The 17,518-nt window shown below is 44.8% G+C and carries 10 protein-coding genes; 9 read left to right on the top strand and 1 reads right to left on the bottom strand.

What is annotated here, in order from left to right:
• The first annotated feature begins 33 nt into the window (after positions 1-33).
• The 5 genes from PQO01_RS01130 to PQO01_RS01150 all read left to right on the top strand — a co-directional run bounded on the left by PQO01_RS01130 (position 34) and on the right by PQO01_RS01150 (position 6,680).
• Positions 34-996, top strand: coding sequence for an endonuclease/exonuclease/phosphatase family protein (locus tag PQO01_RS01130; protein WP_274312203.1), 963 nt, complete (start codon positions 34-36; stop codon positions 994-996).
• Positions 997-1,086: 90 nt separating this feature from the next.
• Positions 1,087-2,958 (top strand): sulfatase, encoded by a 1,872-nt coding sequence (locus tag PQO01_RS01135; RefSeq protein ID WP_274312204.1) that lies wholly within the window; start codon positions 1,087-1,089, stop codon positions 2,956-2,958.
• Between the two features lie 84 nt (positions 2,959-3,042).
• Positions 3,043-3,996: a metallophosphoesterase family protein gene (locus PQO01_RS01140; RefSeq protein ID WP_274312205.1), complete on the top strand. Its 954-nt coding sequence runs from the start codon at positions 3,043-3,045 to the stop codon at positions 3,994-3,996.
• 17 nt (positions 3,997-4,013) lie between these two features.
• Positions 4,014-4,832, top strand: coding sequence for an endonuclease/exonuclease/phosphatase family protein (locus tag PQO01_RS01145; RefSeq protein ID WP_274312206.1), 819 nt, complete (start codon positions 4,014-4,016; stop codon positions 4,830-4,832).
• A gap of 108 nt (positions 4,833-4,940) precedes the next feature.
• The gene (locus tag PQO01_RS01150; protein ID WP_274312207.1) at positions 4,941-6,680 is read left to right on the top strand and encodes an alpha-L-fucosidase; all 1,740 of its coding nucleotides are present in this window, start codon (positions 4,941-4,943) and stop codon (positions 6,678-6,680) included.
• A gap of 291 nt (positions 6,681-6,971) precedes the next feature.
• Here the strand turns inward: PQO01_RS01150 and PQO01_RS01155 are convergent, their stop codons facing one another.
• Positions 6,972-7,799: a transposase gene (locus PQO01_RS01155; RefSeq protein WP_274312208.1), complete on the bottom strand. Its 828-nt coding sequence runs from the start codon at positions 7,797-7,799 to the stop codon at positions 6,972-6,974.
• Between the two features lie 367 nt (positions 7,800-8,166).
• On the opposite strand from PQO01_RS01155, the gene PQO01_RS01160 reads away from it, so the two are divergent.
• The 4 genes from PQO01_RS01160 to PQO01_RS01175 all read left to right on the top strand — a co-directional run bounded on the left by PQO01_RS01160 (position 8,167) and on the right by PQO01_RS01175 (position 17,120).
• The gene (locus PQO01_RS01160) at positions 8,167-8,958 is read left to right on the top strand and encodes a prepilin-type N-terminal cleavage/methylation domain-containing protein (RefSeq protein WP_274312209.1); all 792 of its coding nucleotides are present in this window, start codon (positions 8,167-8,169) and stop codon (positions 8,956-8,958) included.
• Positions 8,959-9,273: 315 nt separating this feature from the next.
• Positions 9,274-10,218, top strand: coding sequence for an alpha/beta hydrolase (locus PQO01_RS01165; protein ID WP_274312210.1), 945 nt, complete (start codon positions 9,274-9,276; stop codon positions 10,216-10,218).
• A 67-nt stretch (positions 10,219-10,285) separates the two neighbouring features.
• Positions 10,286-11,827: a sulfatase family protein gene (locus PQO01_RS01170; RefSeq protein WP_274312211.1), complete on the top strand. Its 1,542-nt coding sequence runs from the start codon at positions 10,286-10,288 to the stop codon at positions 11,825-11,827.
• 31 nt (positions 11,828-11,858) lie between these two features.
• Complete coding sequence (locus PQO01_RS01175; protein ID WP_274312212.1) at positions 11,859-17,120, top strand: glycosyl hydrolase family 95 catalytic domain-containing protein; 5,262 nt, start codon at positions 11,859-11,861, stop codon at positions 17,118-17,120.
• Positions 17,121-17,518: the final 398 nt, after the last annotated feature.

Raw genomic sequence — 17,518 nt, forward strand, 5'->3', positions numbered from 1 at the left:
CCCTGCGCAGCTATTAACACAGGATAATTAGATTTGAATAAGAATAGATTACGCACAACTACTGCCACAGCAATGCTGCTCGCTGCAGTGGCGTCTTTGATCACGCCTCTGCAGGCTGAACCGAAAAAGCAAGAGGATGCGTCCATCGTAAGAGTCATGACCTATAATGCCTGCCGTGGCGGCACGGCTCAGGGACAAGCCCTGTCCCAGTCAGCCAAGCTGATCGAGATGGCAAAAGCGGACATTGTGGGCATGCAAGAGATCGGGACGAATATTCCAAAACTAGCCAAACTGTTGGGCTGGAATCATTGGGGGACCTTTCTTAGCCGATATGAAATAGTGGATCATGCTCAGGGTATTGGTAAAAGACCGTGGTATGGGATAAAAGTAAAACTGCCATCGGGTCAGCATGCCTATGTCTTCAACGCTCACCTCCCCAACCCACCCAATCAGGCCTATCAGCTTCTGGGGCTTAAAGGTGGCTACCGAGTCTACCCCAAAATTGATACCGAAGAAGAGGCGATAGCCGGGGCAAAAAAAGCACGTGGAAAATACATCAGCCGCCTTCTCAAGCTCATCAAAAGTTTCGCGCTTACTGATGATCCTATTTTTGTGGTCGGGGATTTTCATGAACCCTCCCATCTCGAATGGACCGAAGCCGCGGCCAAAGCTGGACATCACCCCATAAAAGTGGCATTCCCCACCTCGCTGATGATGGCCGAGGCAGGCTTCACTGACTCCTATCGCACGATCCATCCCGACGAAGTAGCAAAGCCCGGTCTCACTTGGTCACCGGTGTATGAACCTGCACACCCCGATCACCACCTTATGCGTATTGATTATGTGTATTTCAAAGGCAAGGGCGTCAAAGTCATCGACTCAAAAATTATCGGCGAAGATAAAGAACATGCCGACATCGTCGTTTCGCCCTATCCCTCAGACCACCGCGCCGTGGTGGCCACTTTTACTCTAGCCAAGTCAATTGAAAACGACTAAACTAGATGCAGACAAAATCAAATAACAAAGTATCCACAAATCTCCAAAGGAATCGTAAGAATGAACCCTAAAAACAAGAGATTGAGTCATATGAAAAAAATATTCCTAATAGGATTGCTGACGGCAGCTTGCTGTTTTGCCGCCCGTCCTGAAAAACCCAACGTGATCCTGCTCTTGACTGACGACCTCGGCTGGCAAGACGTGAAGTGTTACGACATCGATGCGCCCTCCCCCATGGAGACGCCCAATATTGATAAGCTAGCGAAAAAGGGTGTGCAGTTCTGGCAGGGCTATTCACCCGCACCGAGCTGTGCGCCGTCGCGAGCTGCGATCCTGAGCGGAATCCATCCCGCTCGAGCTCAGCAAACACATGTTTCCGGAGGCACCCCACCAGCTCCATATCACAAGACGCGGCACCGTATGATGCCCCCCTGGTATAGAGCAAGTATGCCCATAGAAACCTTTACACTTGCCCAAGCTCTACGAGATAATGGCTACATCACCGGACATAGTGGCAAATGGCATTTATCTAAAGTTTATGGTGGCTATCCGCAACCGCAGGATCATGGCTTTGATTGGAGCCGTAATAACCACGGAATTCTCACTGCAATGAAACCTCATCGCTTAAGCGGATTTGCCACAAATCAGGCCGACGACCCCTATCGCCTCGACGAAAAGGGCTTCTGTACCGACCAAAATAGTGAAGACGCCCTCACTTTTGTTCGCGAAAATAAAGACAAAGCCTTCTTCCTCTATTACGCCACCTTTCTCGTTCATACCCCAGTTCAAACACGCAATGAACGACTGCTGAAAAAATATTGCGATAAATTGGGAGTGAAACTTCCTAAAAACCCTAAGGAGTGGAAGGGAGAGGGACAAACAAACCCCTTTTACTGTGCCATGGTTGAAGAACTCGACTATTATGTAGGCGAGCTATTCAATTATCTCGATACCACCGAGGATCCGCGTTGGCCGGGACACATGTTAAGCGAAAATACCTATATCATTTTCACCTCCGATAATGGCGGCATGGAAAAAATTCCTGGCGAGATCATCACCGATAACTTCCCCCTGCATCGCGGCAAAATCTCAGCTATGGAGGGCGGCGTCCGTGTTCCACTCATTATTACCGGCCCTGGAATTGCCGCCGGTCAGCAATCCGATGTCATGATTAATGGCCTCGATTTTTATCCCACCATCCTTTCCTGGACGGGAACTCAAAAACCCAAAGATAAAAGCTTGGATGGTTGCGATATTTCCACTCTACTAGCAAAAAATCCCGCTGACCCAGCCCTAGTCCGAGAGCAAAATGGATCGGTTCGCGACACAATGATTTGGCACTTCCCATGTAGTGTGGCCTTGGAAAGCACAATCCGCATCGGCGATTATAAACTGATCCGTAATTATGATCACTTCAATAATACACATGCGCCCGAGTTAGAGCTCTATCGTTTATACGAAACTCGCGAGGGCAAACAAGTCCGCAGTGACATCGAAGAATCGAAAAACCTCGTAAACAGCATGGCGGAAAAAGCCCAATCAATGAATCAAAAACTTACTGAAATCCTGGAAGGTATGAAGGCTAGCTATCCCTATTACAACCCTCATTACAAAAATCCCCTTCCGGGCAAAGAGCAAGTGCCTACGGTACTATCCCACAAGCAGCAAGGCTCGGTAGTGGAATTTACTTATCAGGAAAATGGGGCAAAAGTACTGCGGGCCAACCTCCTGTATACCCTAAACGGTGGCGAGCCTGCAGAAGAATGGTTCCGAATACCCGCCGAGCTCATGACCGGGATGAAGGTTAGGGCCTCACTGCCTAAAGGGACGACACACTACCTCATTAACTTAATTGATGAAAACAATTTCCTCGTCAGTTATCCTAATATGGATAAGCCTACACATAAGAAGCCGGCTTCAGCTAAAGCACTTGTCAGTAGCGAAGCAGTCTACTCTCAATAAAAAGAGTAGCAGTCCTCAAAAAAATTGGTTTAGTAGTCTAAAGACCTTTGTCTAAACACACTTTAAAACGAAAGGAAAACCGAGATGCCCATCACACTTCCTCCCATCACTCGTCGGCAATTCGTCAAGCATTCGCTCGCTCTAGGTGGTACGACTTTAATAGCGCCTAGCGCCTTGGCCTCCGCGGAGGGTGAAACCGTAGCCTTGGATCCTAACCGCGTCGCTTTGTTTTCGGATACTCACATCAGTGCCAACCCCAAGCAATCTTACCCAGGAACCAAGTGGCCAGGCTCACCCGTTGCGGAATCTGATCATGAATGGGTTAACATGGCGGATGCTTTTACTCAGGCAGCCAATAGCGTCATTGCACTCAATCCGCGACCAGCTCATCTCATCATCAATGGTGATTGCGCACTCAGCAATGGTAAAGAAGGCGAATACAAAGAGCTATTTAGACTTATTGAGCCGTTGCGTATGGCAGGAATAACTGTTCATGTGACGATTGGCAATCACGATAATCGTGAGAAGTTGTGGGAATTGCTCCCCTTCCTAAAGAAACAGCAAATGGGCATTCATGCAGATGTGATTGAGCTGCCGCATGCAAACATCATACTTTTAGATTCAAAGACCCGTTCCTTAGGTGGCAAGCAGTTGACCTGGCTCAGCAATCAACTCGACCAACGAGCCGACAAGCCCGCCCTCATTTTTAGTCATTATAATCCCTATCCCAATCGTGGCGTGCGTCCCATCCCTGGCCTGCGCGATGGCAAAGCACTCTTAAACCTCCTTTCCAAACGCAAGCACGCAAGGGCCTACATTTATGGCCATACTCATGAGTGGCAACACGATCAACAGGATCATCTCCATATCGTAAATCTCCCCGCGGTCGCCTACTACTTTGGCAAAGGTCACGCCAATGCTTGGGTTGATATGAAACTTTCAGAAAATTCCGCTGACCTCGAGTTACAATGCATTAATCCCAAACACAAGCAGCATGGTGATCGGAGACAGCTCATATTAAAAGATAAGGTCACATAAAATTGCAGAAACTTAAAATGAACTCCATTAAATTATTAACCCTTACTTTTGCCTGCTTGTGCATCTTCCCAAGCAATCTCACCGCTTCAAAGGCTGACAAATCCATTACCGTGCGTGTCGCTTCTTATAACGTGGAATTCGGCAAAAGCGCCACTCCGGAGCAAATTGGCGAAATGTTCAAGCCCTACAAATTAGACATCATCGGTTTTGACGAAGCTCCCAATGGTGATTGGACCGCTCGCGTCGGCAAAGTCCTAGGGATGAAGTATAGCTTTGTGGGTAAAATATCTTCAGCCAATCACAAGGACAAATACAAGACGATTCTCAGTCGGACACCTCTGGAAGGAAAAGTCGAGCACGATCTAAGTGTTGAGCGTAGACGCTGCTGGAACCCCGCATCGGCAGTCAGAGCAGTGACTAAAATTGATGGTGTTACCATCGCATTTTACTCTCTTCATATCTGTAGTTCACGAGATCGCGAAAAGACTGGCCATGCCTACAAGCTTGCCAATGAAGTTTTGCCGAAAGAAACGACAGAGAGGGTGATCATCGTCGGAGATTTTAACAACAATATCGGTGACAAGGCCATGAACACTATTGAGAAAGCAGGCTTCAAAGCAACGTGGAAAGACCTGAAGATTGATCCCGCCAAGGAATACACCTACAATGCCTTTGATCCAAAAAAAAATCATGGTGTCATCGATCATATCCTCTACAAAACGGCTACAAAGGCTAAGACCACTGACGGTGGCATCATCGAACTCAAGAAGCCCTTGTCTGACCACAAACCCATCTGGGCAGAAATCGTTTTTGATTCAAAATCAAGCAAGAAATAGATGTGAACTATTTAACAAGAAAAGCACCTTTGACAGTTACACAGTCTTAGCCTCGCTCGTTTATAATTATGGAAAATTAAATTCATATCAAAACTGGACTTAGAAACAATGAAAAAATTATCACTTATTCTGGCAATATTAGCCATCATTCCCATCTCTTTTGCAAAAGAAAACCAAGAGCAATTCGATTCTCGAATGCAGTGGTTTGACGAAGCTAAGTTCGGCATGTTCATCCACTGGGGTTCTTATTCTACTCTCAAGGGCATTTGGAAGGGGGAGCCTATAAAAAAGTACGCTGAATGGATTCAGGCTAACGCAGATATTCCCAAAGAAGAATATGCTCCTATTGCCAAGCAATTTAATCCCTCAAAATTTAATGCTGACGAATGGATTCGAATTGCTAAAGAAGCGGGGATGAAGTACTTCGTTATCACCAGTAAACATCATGAGGGCTTTTGCCTATGGGATTCAAAATACACAGAATACGACATCAAAGATGCCTCGGGTGTTGACCGTGACCTTCTTGGAGAACTCAGTGCAGCCTGTAAAAAATACGGTGTGAAATTCGGTACATATTATTCCATCATCGACTGGCACCATCCAACTCAGAAACCGCGTAAATCTGGTAATGCCTGGAACAAGTGGGGTAAACCGGAGTGGGCAAGCCCAATAGCAAAAGATGAATATGTGAAGTATATGAAGGCTCAACTTAAAGAACTCGTTGATCTTTATGATACGCAAATCTTTTGGTTTGATGGCGATTGGTGGCCCAATTGGAGCATGGAAGATGGTGAGGATCTCTATGCCTACCTTCGCCAAATTCAACCCAATGCCATCATCAACAATCGAGTAGGAAAACGCGATCGTTCCAAAATCGATTTTGGAACACCAGAGAATTTTACGCCAGGCTCTAAACTCGATTATTACTGGGAAGCGTGTTGGACAATCAATCATTCCTGGGGTTACAAAGAGCACGATAAAAACTGGAAAACGACTAAGGAGCTGGTTCAAAAACTCGTGGCCATTAATTCAAAAGGTGGCAACCTCCTACTCAATATAGGCCCCACTGCTGAAGGTGAATTCCCTCATGGCTGCCTTGATCGCTTAGCGGGCATGGGCGATTGGCTTAAAGCCCATTCCGAAGCTATTTACAAAACGAACTTTCCCGAAGTCCCCCTTCAATCTTGGGGACGAGTACTTCAAAGAGGTAACAATTATTACTTCCACGTCTTTGAGTGGCCTAAAAATGGCCTCATCGAAGTGCAAGGCATGAACGCCGAAGTTGAATCCATCAGTCTAATGAATTCCGATGCGAAAATTTCTGCTCAAAATAAAGCAAGCTCCATGACTCTCACGGTTCCCAAAAATGGTACTAACCCTTATAGCTCCGTCATTAAACTCGTTGCTAAAGCTAAGTCGGTAAAAACTTTTGATAAGAATAATGACATCCCTCTCAGAAATGGTGATTTACTCCTTTTAGCCAACAAAGCTAAGATCTCTGGCAAAGGTGATTTAAGATTCGAGACTAAAGGCAAGAACCTCGGGTACTGGACATCTACGGGAAATATAGCGAGCTGGAATCAGGAAGTCGTTATTCCAGGAAAATATGAGGTCATCTTTGTTTATGCCTCAAAAGGTGGTGGCAGCACTTTTGAACTCCGAGTGAAAGGGCAAAAACTATCTAAGAAGATAAAGAACACTGGATCTTGGACCGTTTATAAAACTATGAGTGCAGGCACCGTCAACCTGCCCGAACTCACCAACTACAACTTCAAAGTCAAAATGGTCGAGAAGAAAGGCGAGGCCTTATTCAACCTTAAATCCATTATTCTCCGCCCAAAAAAGTAAATCATTTCACCTGAACAAAAAAGCTAATCACTAACAAGGGGAGAATAAGGGACAGCTGAAGAATAAGGGACAGCTGATTTTGAGGTAGAAATAAGATCTTTGTAGAATTTGTTGCTTATATATCGGTGAATATGGTGGGACTAGGCAAGCAAAGGCCTTTTAATGACTCTTAGTTTTCTTAGCGTAGGTCTCGAGCTTTATTTTCTTGTTGTTTTTGAGGTTTTTTGTGTTCAAATGACTTAATTCAAGCAAAGCAGTAGCTAGGATTTAAAGTCTTATGTATTGCTTGTTTTAGATGAAGCAGATATCACTTGTGCTTTTTATGTCCGGAGAAAGCTGACAATACTTTTTGATTAGCTTAGTAATGAAGTTTTTACTACCTATAATTTTACTATGAGTCCAAATGGATTGACGTGTACTGAATTCTTTTGTTGATGCATCACAGATTATTGTTTCAATAGTTTGATGAAAGCACCTTATTGTTTTTTTTGATTTTGAGCCTAATGCTGTTGGTAGATGTTTAAGCAGATTTGCTTCTAATGGATGTTTTTTACTTGTCTTATAAATGCCATAAGATGAATAAATATAATTATTATTTTCATCTAAGATATCGGCTCTGAGTGGGTTTAATTCAACATATTTAATACAGCGAAGTAGGGAGTTTCCTCCTCCCAGAATAACACTTTTAAAACGATCTGCCCAAAAATGGCCACGCCTATTATGAGTTCGATTATACCAAGCAGTAAATGACTGCTGAAGAACTTTCATAAAGTCGGAAACATCACTCAAACGTTGCCCCCATTGTTCAATTGTCTTTGGAGATTCCCATAAGGGTTCAGGGTGATAATGTCCTTTTGAGTGTCCGTAGAAATCTTGCCAACGATTTTTTATTTCTTCTGTGGAGATTCTTCCTGGGCTGTAAAGAACCAAATGAAAATGATTGGACATAATGCAGTAAGATAAGAGCTCAATTTTATAGAGCTTTAAATACTTGTTCATTAGATCAATGAACATTTGTTTTTCCTTATGATCAAATGGGTAAAAGTTCTTTTCTCCCGCAATACGGTTCATCACATGGTAATAGGTCCCACTGACTGGTTTTAGTCTAGCTAATCTCATACAAATTCCTCCACAGAATATACTAATAAATATATGTTATATGATGATTTGATAAAAGGCAACTCTTATCCTTTTTAAAATCACCTGTCCCCATCCATTCCATAGTTGGCCCTCGTGTTCCTGTCCGCAAGATACTGCCGTATAGGAAAATGCTTTTTATCCTCCTATCTAACCATATCTTTTACTAGGCGACTGAGGCTCTGCTCCTTTGCGTGAGAAAATCCTTATAGTTTTTGACGAAAAAGTTACAATTTATTTACTTTCATATATTTATGAAATAAAATATTAAACTTTTTTGTAAAAATACATAGCACCATAACAAATATTGGGTTTATCAAAAAAAACTAATGAACAGGATATTTAAACGATGAATAAAAGCATGGCAACAAATAAATTTACTCTCATCGAATTACTTGTGGTTATAGCCATCATCGGCATTTTGGCATCACTCCTTCTTCCCGCTCTAGGAAAAGCACGTAAGAAGAGCCAAGCTGCCGTTTGCCTAAGTAATCTAAAACAAGTCGGCATTTCCTTATATTCGTTTGCAGACGACAATGATTTTTACGCACCCTATACGGGCCTGGATCCGAACCCGGGAGCGAACCCGAACACACCTGGTAAATATACTTGGGATGATTATTTAGCTGGTTATGATGGGCGTGATAGTTTAAGCACTGCTGAGTTTGGAGCACATAAGTTTAGAATTAGTACTCATGGCGAAGGCTATGGTTCTCTTTATCGTTGCCCAGCAGATGCTGTAGAAAGAGATCATGGGGGGCCAGATGTTTTGGGAAGAAGCTATACAATAACGCCCTTGACGCAAGGTTATAAGGACCCAGATCAAGGCTTCTTAGGTATGTCATCCAACAAGAAAAGAAGAAATCTTGGTGAAATTTCTAATGCTTCCAACACCATAACACTCTTTGAATATCATTATAAACATAACCTTTTAGGTAATCAGTTGAGGGATGACTTAAATGCTCAATACTATTACGATCAAGAACAATTAGGCGCTACAGCACATGATGACAAAGCTAATTTTCTCATGGCAGATGGACATGTAGCAAAATTTACCCTGAATCAAACCTTGCAAAGGTCTGATGGTTCTATGGCTAGCCCTGACGATATTTCCACCACTGCCTGGGATGCTACTAAGTAAAATAATACACGCTTGTTTGCGAGGCAATGTGTGCTCCCACCAGAGCTGAAGTATCTACAGGATGGTAATCAGAACTCAACAACACAGTCGACAAGGCCTTGCACGGTAGCTCCATCGGCCAAGTAGTACTTGGCTAATCCTACACCTCCCCGCAAGTTGATTTGAGTGCAAAAATCATGAGATAAAGATCAAAATAGTAGTATCACTCATAAAAAGTTAGGGTTAATCGCTTTCAAACACTTTTATAGTAACACACTCTGAACTCAAACCCTAAAAAACTACAAGCGCAAAGAGTAATACGCTTAAGAATAAAATATGAGACGAAGATTACCTAGTTTGATTCTGGCTTTGATGGCCTTGAGCTCGACCTCCACGGCAGAGCAGTCGAGTTCTCCTGTGAAGGCTCCCGCCTACCATGCATCCGTTCCAAAAGCAACTTTCTCAAACATCCCCTATGGTAAACAGCAAAGACATATCCTCGATTTTTGGCAAGCTGTCTCTAACAAGCCGACGCCACTAGTTTTCGTCATTCACGGTGGTGGCTGGAAGAATGGCAGTAAAGAACGTCTCAATCGCTTTGTCGATGCCTCTGCATTATTAAAACAAGGCATCTCAGTCGTAGCCATTAACTACCGCTTAATTAGAAAAGACACCGATATCAAACCACCCGTCAAAGCTCCCTTATATGATGCCGCTCGTGCTTTACAGTTTGTCCGTAGCAAAGCGAAAGAATGGAACATAGATAAGAATCGCATTGCGGCCGCAGGAGCCTCTGCAGGTGCTTGCTCAAGTCTTTGGTTGGCCTTTCATGATGACCTTGCCGACCCGGAGAATGCTGATCCCATTGCCCGTGAATCAACACGCCTTTATTGCGCGGCCGTGAATAATGCTCAAACAACTTTAGACCCAAAGCAAATGAAGCAATGGACCCCCAATAGTAAATACGGCGGTCATGCGTTTGGCCTCCAAAATTTCGATGAGTTCCTCGCCGAACGAGCCGAGATATTACCGTGGATACAGGAGTATTCACCTTATGCTCTTGTTTCACCTGACGATCCACCCATTTTTTTATCTTATAAGTCAGCTCCCGCTCTTGGTAAGAAGCAGAAAGACCCCACCCACACAGCTAATTTTGGCGTGAAGCTTCAGGAGCGTTGTATGGAACTGGGAGTCAAGTGTGAACTCGTTTATCCAGGGGCTCCTAAGGTCAAATATAAAACAGCGACTGATTATTTAATTGCAAAATTGACAAACCCCTAAAGAACTGAGCAAAAATGATCATTGAAGTTAAGTGCAAATCCTGTGACAATATAGAGATATCAATTTAATGAAAAAATACCTTTATCTAAGTACAATCTTATTAATCGTGAGTTTAAACCTCTCGATAATGCACGCAAAGGGAAGCAGTAAGCACCCCAATATTGTCATTATTTTGACCGATGACCTGGGTTATGGCGACGTCTCATTCTTGAATCCTGAATCGAAAGTGCGGACTCCGCATATGGATGCTTTGGCTAAAGCAGGCACCTGGGCTACAGATGCACATTCGCCGAGTACAGTTTGCAGCCCTAGTCGTTATTCCCTACTTACGGGTCGCTATGCCTGGCGTGGAAAATTGCGTTCTGGCCGTTTGAATCCCTGGGAAGAATCCGCCATCGAAAAAGATCGAGTGACACTACCAAAAATTTTGAAGAACAAAGGCTACTTTACCGCTTTGATCGGTAAATGGCATTTAGGTTTTGAATGGCCATGGAAAGGGGGTGAAAAACCGCCGGAATCCGTCATTGGCAAGGGCACGAGCAAAGCAACCTGTGATATGTTTGACTGGTCCAACCCCATTGAAGGTGGGCCATTGGGCGCTGGCTTTGACTATTACTTTGGAGACGATGTACCCAACATGCCTCCCTATGCCTTTATTGAAAATCAGCACTTAACTTGTGATCCCATTGATGTGGATGGGCGAAAATTCATGAAACAAGAAAGTATGAGGGCAGGTTATATCCATGGTGTCGGGCCTGGTGAGAAAGACTGGCAACTAGAAAAAGTCATGCCCACGATTACGGCCAAAGCCGTCGAATTTATTCAACAAAGAAGTAAAAAAGAAAATCCCTTTTTCCTCATGTTCGCTCAAACTTCACCACATAGTCCCATTGTCCCGCTCAAGAAATACCAAGGTCTGAGTCAAGCTGGTCCCTACGGGGACTTCATCGTACAAACGGATGATTCAATTGGTCAAGTTGTTGCGGCATTGAAGAAAGCTGGCGTTTATGAAAACACTCTCTTAGTTATCTCCAGCGATAATGGCCCTGCCCCCTTCATGCGCGAGCGTATCCAATCTCATAATCACAACCCCTCGGGACCCTTACGTGGTTTAAAGCGCGACCTACTTGAAGGTGGACATCGCGTACCATTTATTGCCTCCTGGCCCAAAGGTGGAATCAAAGGCGGTCGCAAAATTGATGCCCTACTCTCCCAAACTGACCTCTTTGCCACTATTGCAAAAATCATTGATCACCCACTCGCCGATGGTGTTGCAGAAGATAGCCTGAATATTTTACCGACACTTCAATCCAACGAGTCCGTACGGCAGGAGCTCGTCTATCACGCGGCCAATGGAAAGCTGGGACTTCGCCAGGGATCATGGGCTTATTTACGCCGAGGTGGAATCAGTTCAGAGCCCGAGTGGTTCAAAAAATTATGGCAGGGTGGCTCTACTGATGTACCCGGCTTATTGTTCAACCTTTCCAATGATCTCGGCCAAAGGATCAATTTGTATGATAAATCACCAGAACGTATTCAGCGTATGGAGTCTCGTCTCGCTGAAATTCAAAAAGGTAAATCCACGCGCCAAGCACAAAAATCAAAATAATTATTAGCTAAATATTTAGGAAACAAAAACAATGAAAACCATCATCATGCTGACTTTATGTCTAGCACTCGCGTCGCTCGGCAATTCATCACCGAGAAAATACGAACTCTGGGAAGTAAAACCCGCGCCCAATAATGGCAGGACGAAATGGGAAGAAACAAAAAAGAGCAGACGACCCAATTCCTATGATAAAGATTGGGAACGTTGGTCTTATCCGATCGGCAATGGCTACACAGGGGCTAATCTTTTTGGGCGGACGGATACCGAGCGTATTCAGATCACTGACAAAACCCTTCATAACAGAGGTAAATATAACAAGGGTGGACTGACTAGTTTCGCGGAAATACTGCTAAATTTCAGACATCATAAATTTACGGATTATCGTCGCTCACTCAATTTAAACGAGGCCATTGCCCATGTGACTTATTCACATCGTAATGTGACCTACAAGCGCGAGTATTTCGCCTCATACCCAGATAATATTGTCGTGATTCGTCTTACAGCTGACAAAAAAGCTTCGCTTTCATTTGATCTTCGTCCTGAAATCCCTTATTTGGAAAAAAAAGAGCGAACTGGCAAAGTTTCTGTAGATAATAACCTTCTGACCCTCAAGGGAAGCATCCCTTTATTCAGCTGTAATTTTGAAGGCCAGATTAAGGTTTTAAATGAAGGTGGCACTATATCGCAACATCCAACTCAAGGCATGATTAAAGTCAAGAATGCGGATGCAGTCACACTTCTTATTGCCACTGGCACCAATTACCGCCTCCATGAAAACACCTTCCGCAATGCGCCCGCAAAAAAACTTAACCCTAAAGAATCCCCTCATGAAGCTGTTTCTGCCCGCATGCAATCAGCTGAAAAACTGGGCTATGACCAACTCAAAGCCAGACACCTTGAAGATTACCAAAATTTATTTGGCCGCGTTGCAGTCAATCTTAATTCAAAGCCTTCAATAGATCCCACTCACCTACTTTTGGAAAAATATAAAGCTGGCAAAACAAACACCTGGCTAGAGGAACTGATGTTTCAATATGGTCGCTACCTACTCATTTCTAGCTCGCGCGAAAAGAGTCTGCCCGCTAACCTACAAGGCGCTTGGAGTCAGGATTATTTCACACCCTGGTCAGGCGGTTTTTGGCACAACATCAATGTGCAGATGAATTACTGGGGCTCCATGAGTACTAATCTTGCCGAGTGCTTTCAATCCTATACTAATTTTTACAAAGCCTACCTTCCCATTGCTCGTGAACATGCTACAGACTATGTCCGCAAATATAATCCCACTAAGGTAGTAGAAGGTGGTGATAATGGTTGGATCATTGGTACTGGTGCTAACGCCTATCTCATCCCAAGTGCTGGTGGCCATTCGGGTCCAGGCACGGGAGGTTTTACGGCTAAACTGCTCATGGATTATTATTTATTCACTAAAGATAAAAAATATCTCGAAGAAGTCGCCTACCCAGCGATGTTATCCTTGAGTAAATTTTACTCAAAAGTCTTGGTTCCCCATGAGGACAAACTTTTAGTCGAACCATCCGCCTCACCAGAACAGCTTGCCAAGCCTGAGCAAGTGAAAAACATGCCGGGAACACTCAAGGGAGGTAAATATTACGTCACAGCGGGTTGTACCTTTGACCAAGGTTTCGTTTGGGAAAGCTATTCCGATACACTCAAACTAGCTGATGCCTTAGAGAATACGGATCCTTTCCTCGATACGATTCGTACTCAAATCGACAAGCTCGATCCGATTTTAATTGGTGCCGATGGTCAGATCAAAGAATACCGCGAAGAAAATCATTACAGTGATATCGGTGATAAAAGACACCGTCATATCTCTCATCTCTGTCCCCTCTTCCCCGGAACGCTGATCAATACTAAGCCCGACTGGATGCTGGCATCAATCAAAACCCTCGATCTCCGCGGCGATAAAACCACTGGTTGGGCATTGGCTCACCGCATGAATTGTCGCGCTCGACTTGGTGAAGGCGAGAAAGCCTATGAAGTTTATAAGCGTTTTATACGTGAACGCACCGTGCAGAATCTCTGGACCCTGCACCCACCCTTTCAAATTGACGGTAGCCTCGGCACCATGGCAGGCGTAGCAGAAATGCTTCTACAGAGTCACAATGATTCTATCTCCGTCCTGCCTGCCTTGCCAAAAGCCTGGAAAAACGGGCATTTTGATGGCCTAGTCGCACGAGGAAATTTTGTGGTCTCCGCAAAATGGCAAGAGGGCAAGGCCAATTTAATTTCTATCCAGTCACGCAGTGGTGGTCAATGCCGCGTCAACTATCCTGGAATCGCAAGTGCCACTATTACAGACAGCAATGGAAATACAGTAGAAGTCACGGGTGACGAAAAAGATCAGATTCACTTTTCTTCCACACTCGGAGAAATTTACCATGTTAAATTTGATCAAGAACTGCAGGCCAATACCAATCAGATCAAATTATTTGTCAGCCCTCAAGGTAATGATACTTCCGCAGGTACAAGTAAAGAAAAGCCTTTGGCATCACTCGCCCAAGCTCGTAAGCTCGCTCGCAGCTATGCAGGAAAACAAGCCGTCAGCATACAGGTCGCCGACGGGGTTTACTACTTGCCCGAAACTTTAAGCTTCTCACCCGAAGACTCAGGAACGGCTGAATTCCCCATTGTTTACCATGCCGAAAATGAAGGCGGTGCAGTTCTGAGTGGTGGCTCTAGACTCGAACTTGAATGGAGCGCTCACAAAAACGGCATCGTCAAAGCACAAACTCCGCAAGACTTAGAAATTGACCAAGTCTTTATCAACGGAAGTGCCCAGCGCATGGCGCGTTACCCGAATTACGACCCAAAAAAGAAAACCGATGCTTATCAAGGCTTTTCCGCCGATGCTTTTTCTAAAGATCGCGCGGCCAAGTGGGCCGATCCAGTAGGTGGCTATATTCACGCCATGCATGTTCACCGCTGGGGTGGCTATCACTACCGCATTACGGGAAAAGACCCTAAGGGTGAAGTGACTTATGAAGGCGGCTGGCAGAACAACCGTCAAATGGGCATGCACAAAGACTTCCGTATGGTAGAGAATATTTTCGAGGAACTCGATGCCCCAGGCGAATGGTTCCACAATGCCAAGACCTCTACCCTCTACTACATGCCCGCACCCGGCATAGATTTAACAAAAGCTAAGCTCGAGGTCGTGCGTCTCCGTCACCTCATAGAATTCAAAGGAACACAACAATCTCCTGTGAAGCACATCTCTCTCCAAGGCTTTACGCTGCGCCACACCGCAAGAACTTTTATGGAGTGCAAAGAGCCTCTATTGCGCTCGGACTGGGCAATCTACCGCGGTGGCGCCTTTTTACTGACGGGAACAGAGGATATCAATATTCTTGATTGCGAATTCGACCAAGTCGGCGGCAATGCCATTTTTGTGAATAACTACAATCGTCGTGTTCAGGTTAAAGGTTGCCATATTCACGATGCAGGTGCTAGTGGCGTCTGTTTTGTTGGCGATCCAAAAGCCGTGCGCAATCCACTTTTTGAATACAAACAGGTCACTTCATTCGAAAAAATCGACCAAACTCCAGGACCAAAAAGCGATGATTACCCAGCCGACTCAATCGTCGAAGATTGCCTCATCCACGGTATTGGCAGAGTTGAAAAGCAACCCGCTGGGGTTCAAATTTCCATGGCTCAGGGCATCACTGTTCGTGACGTCTCCATTTACGACTGTGCACGTTCAGGCATTAATATAAGCGAAGGAACTTGGGGTGGCCATTTAATCGAGGGCTGTGACGTCTTTGATACCGTCTTAGAGACTCATGACCATGGCTCATTCAACTCCTGGGGACGCGATCGCTTCTGGCACCTCAAAAATGCACCCGCAGACAAGCTTCCCGAATTAGCCTTACTCGATGCAGTAAAAACGAGCACCATCCGCAATAGTCGCTGGCGCTGCGACCACGGATGGGATATTGACCTCGATGATGGCTCAAGCAACTACGACATCTATAATAACTTGCTACTCGCCAGTGGCCTCAAATTGCGTGAGGGTTTCCGTCGCCACGCTTGGAATAATATCATGGTGAATAATGGTCTACACCCCCACGTTTGGTATCTTGGCAATGGGGACGAAGTTCACGGTAATATCCTCATGAGTCGACATCGCCCGGCACGGATGAAACGCCCCAATGCCGATGCTGCACGCGTTGATAAAAATTTCTTTTATGTTGCCAATGAAGCTCCAGTTAAAGCGACTTCAAAAACTTTAGGCTGGGACAAAAACTCGATCTTCGGCAACGCACAATTTACTGACCCAAGCAAGGGTGATTTTTCTGTCAAAGACAATTCGCCCGCTCTGAAAATTGGCTTCAAAAACTTCCCCATGGACCAATTCGGGGTTAAGAAACCTTCGCTCAAAAAGATCGCTCGTACGCCAAATTTACCTACTGTAAAAACTCAATCCGAGCCACAACCTCAGAAACGGACCCCCTTAGCGGACAGCTCTCAAATTATATGGTTCGGTGCAAGTATCCAAACCTTAGCAGGCGAAGAATTCTCCGCCTATGGCGTCAGTAAAGATGATGGTGGTGTGGTTTTAGTTGAGGTATCCACAAATTCCGAGGCGGCTCGTCATGGCTTCGAAGAAGGTGATGTGATTCAGCAAATCAATGGCAAAGCTATTCGCACAAGTGAAGACCTGATTCAAACTTATACTACAGCTGGAAAAAAAGCCCTCAAGATCAAATTGGTTCGCGCTCAGCAAGCGAAGGAAATCCTCATTGAAAAACATAGCTGGATCCAGATTGAGAACGCAGAGTCGCAAGCTGACTTTAAGCAAATACCTTTGGCCGCAGCCCAGAGTTTTCCTATCACGAGTAATAGTAAAACCGATAATGACCCCTTAAAATCTTTAGTAGATGGAAAATTAGCGAAAAGCTATGGCCCCGTTTTTGCCAATGGAGTCAAGAGTGGTGCCTACAGAGTTGATTTGGGAAGTAATAAAACGATTTCGGCTATTAACACATGGTCATATCATCTTGGTCCACGTGGTGAACAAAAACTTACTCTCTATGGCAGTGCGGCAAAAAAAGCACCAGGCTGGGACTCTAATCAGTGGACGGCTATCGGCAGTATCGATACCAGAGGACAAAAAAAGCGTGACTTTACCGCCGTTTCTCTACGCGCTACTGAAGGTAAATCACTCGGTGAATTCCGCTGGATCATGTGGAAGGTCGCTCCCGTTAGCTCCCGCAAAGAAAACACCGCCTTTCAGGAACTTCAGCTTGAATTCATGGGCAACAATTAAGATTCTAATCAAACAAATTAGCTTAAGGCACGGACTCATCTAATGAGTCCGAGAACATTATGAACTATCCTGTGGCGTAAGCCACAGGATATTCGTGAAAATGTTAATAAGGGCTCACTTGTGAGTCCAGCATTAAAGTGTCGAACCCAAAATTGGGCCCTTTCTGATTGCTAGGGAGATGGTACATGTACCTCACGGTAGCATCTTATACTCTATCGCTGCGATGCACCTAAGTCTGAAACTCCGCAATCTAACGCTTAGTCGCAGGGCTAATGAAGCGAAGTCAGTGCTCAAACCTTCGGAGAGGGTGACTATGATTAAAATATCCTAGATCAGAAAGATATGATAAATTTCATTCTCGATAAGGATGAATGAATTGTCCCCCCCCTCTTCAATGA

Source organism: Lentisphaera marina (genome assembly GCF_028745505.1).
Taxonomy (GTDB): Bacteria; Verrucomicrobiota; Lentisphaeria; order Lentisphaerales; family Lentisphaeraceae; genus Lentisphaera; species Lentisphaera marina.

What these genes read in the sequence shown, in the direction of transcription:
- PQO01_RS01135 (WP_274312204.1), top strand. Translation starts at nt 1,087, where the DNA reads ATGAAAAAAATATTCCTAATAGGATTGCTGACGGCAGCTTGCTGTTTT.
- PQO01_RS01140 (WP_274312205.1), top strand. Translation starts at nt 3,043, where the DNA reads ATGCCCATCACACTTCCTCCCATCACTCGTCGGCAATTCGTCAAGCAT.
- PQO01_RS01145 (WP_274312206.1), top strand. Translation starts at nt 4,014, where the DNA reads ATGAACTCCATTAAATTATTAACCCTTACTTTTGCCTGCTTGTGCATC.
- PQO01_RS01150 (WP_274312207.1), top strand. Translation starts at nt 4,941, where the DNA reads ATGAAAAAATTATCACTTATTCTGGCAATATTAGCCATCATTCCCATC.
- PQO01_RS01155 (WP_274312208.1), bottom strand. Translation starts at nt 7,799, where the DNA reads ATGAGATTAGCTAGACTAAAACCAGTCAGTGGGACCTATTACCATGTG.
- PQO01_RS01160 (WP_274312209.1), top strand. Translation starts at nt 8,167, where the DNA reads ATGAATAAAAGCATGGCAACAAATAAATTTACTCTCATCGAATTACTT.
- PQO01_RS01165 (WP_274312210.1), top strand. Translation starts at nt 9,274, where the DNA reads ATGAGACGAAGATTACCTAGTTTGATTCTGGCTTTGATGGCCTTGAGC.
- PQO01_RS01170 (WP_274312211.1), top strand. Translation starts at nt 10,286, where the DNA reads ATGAAAAAATACCTTTATCTAAGTACAATCTTATTAATCGTGAGTTTA.
- PQO01_RS01175 (WP_274312212.1), top strand. Translation starts at nt 11,859, where the DNA reads ATGAAAACCATCATCATGCTGACTTTATGTCTAGCACTCGCGTCGCTC.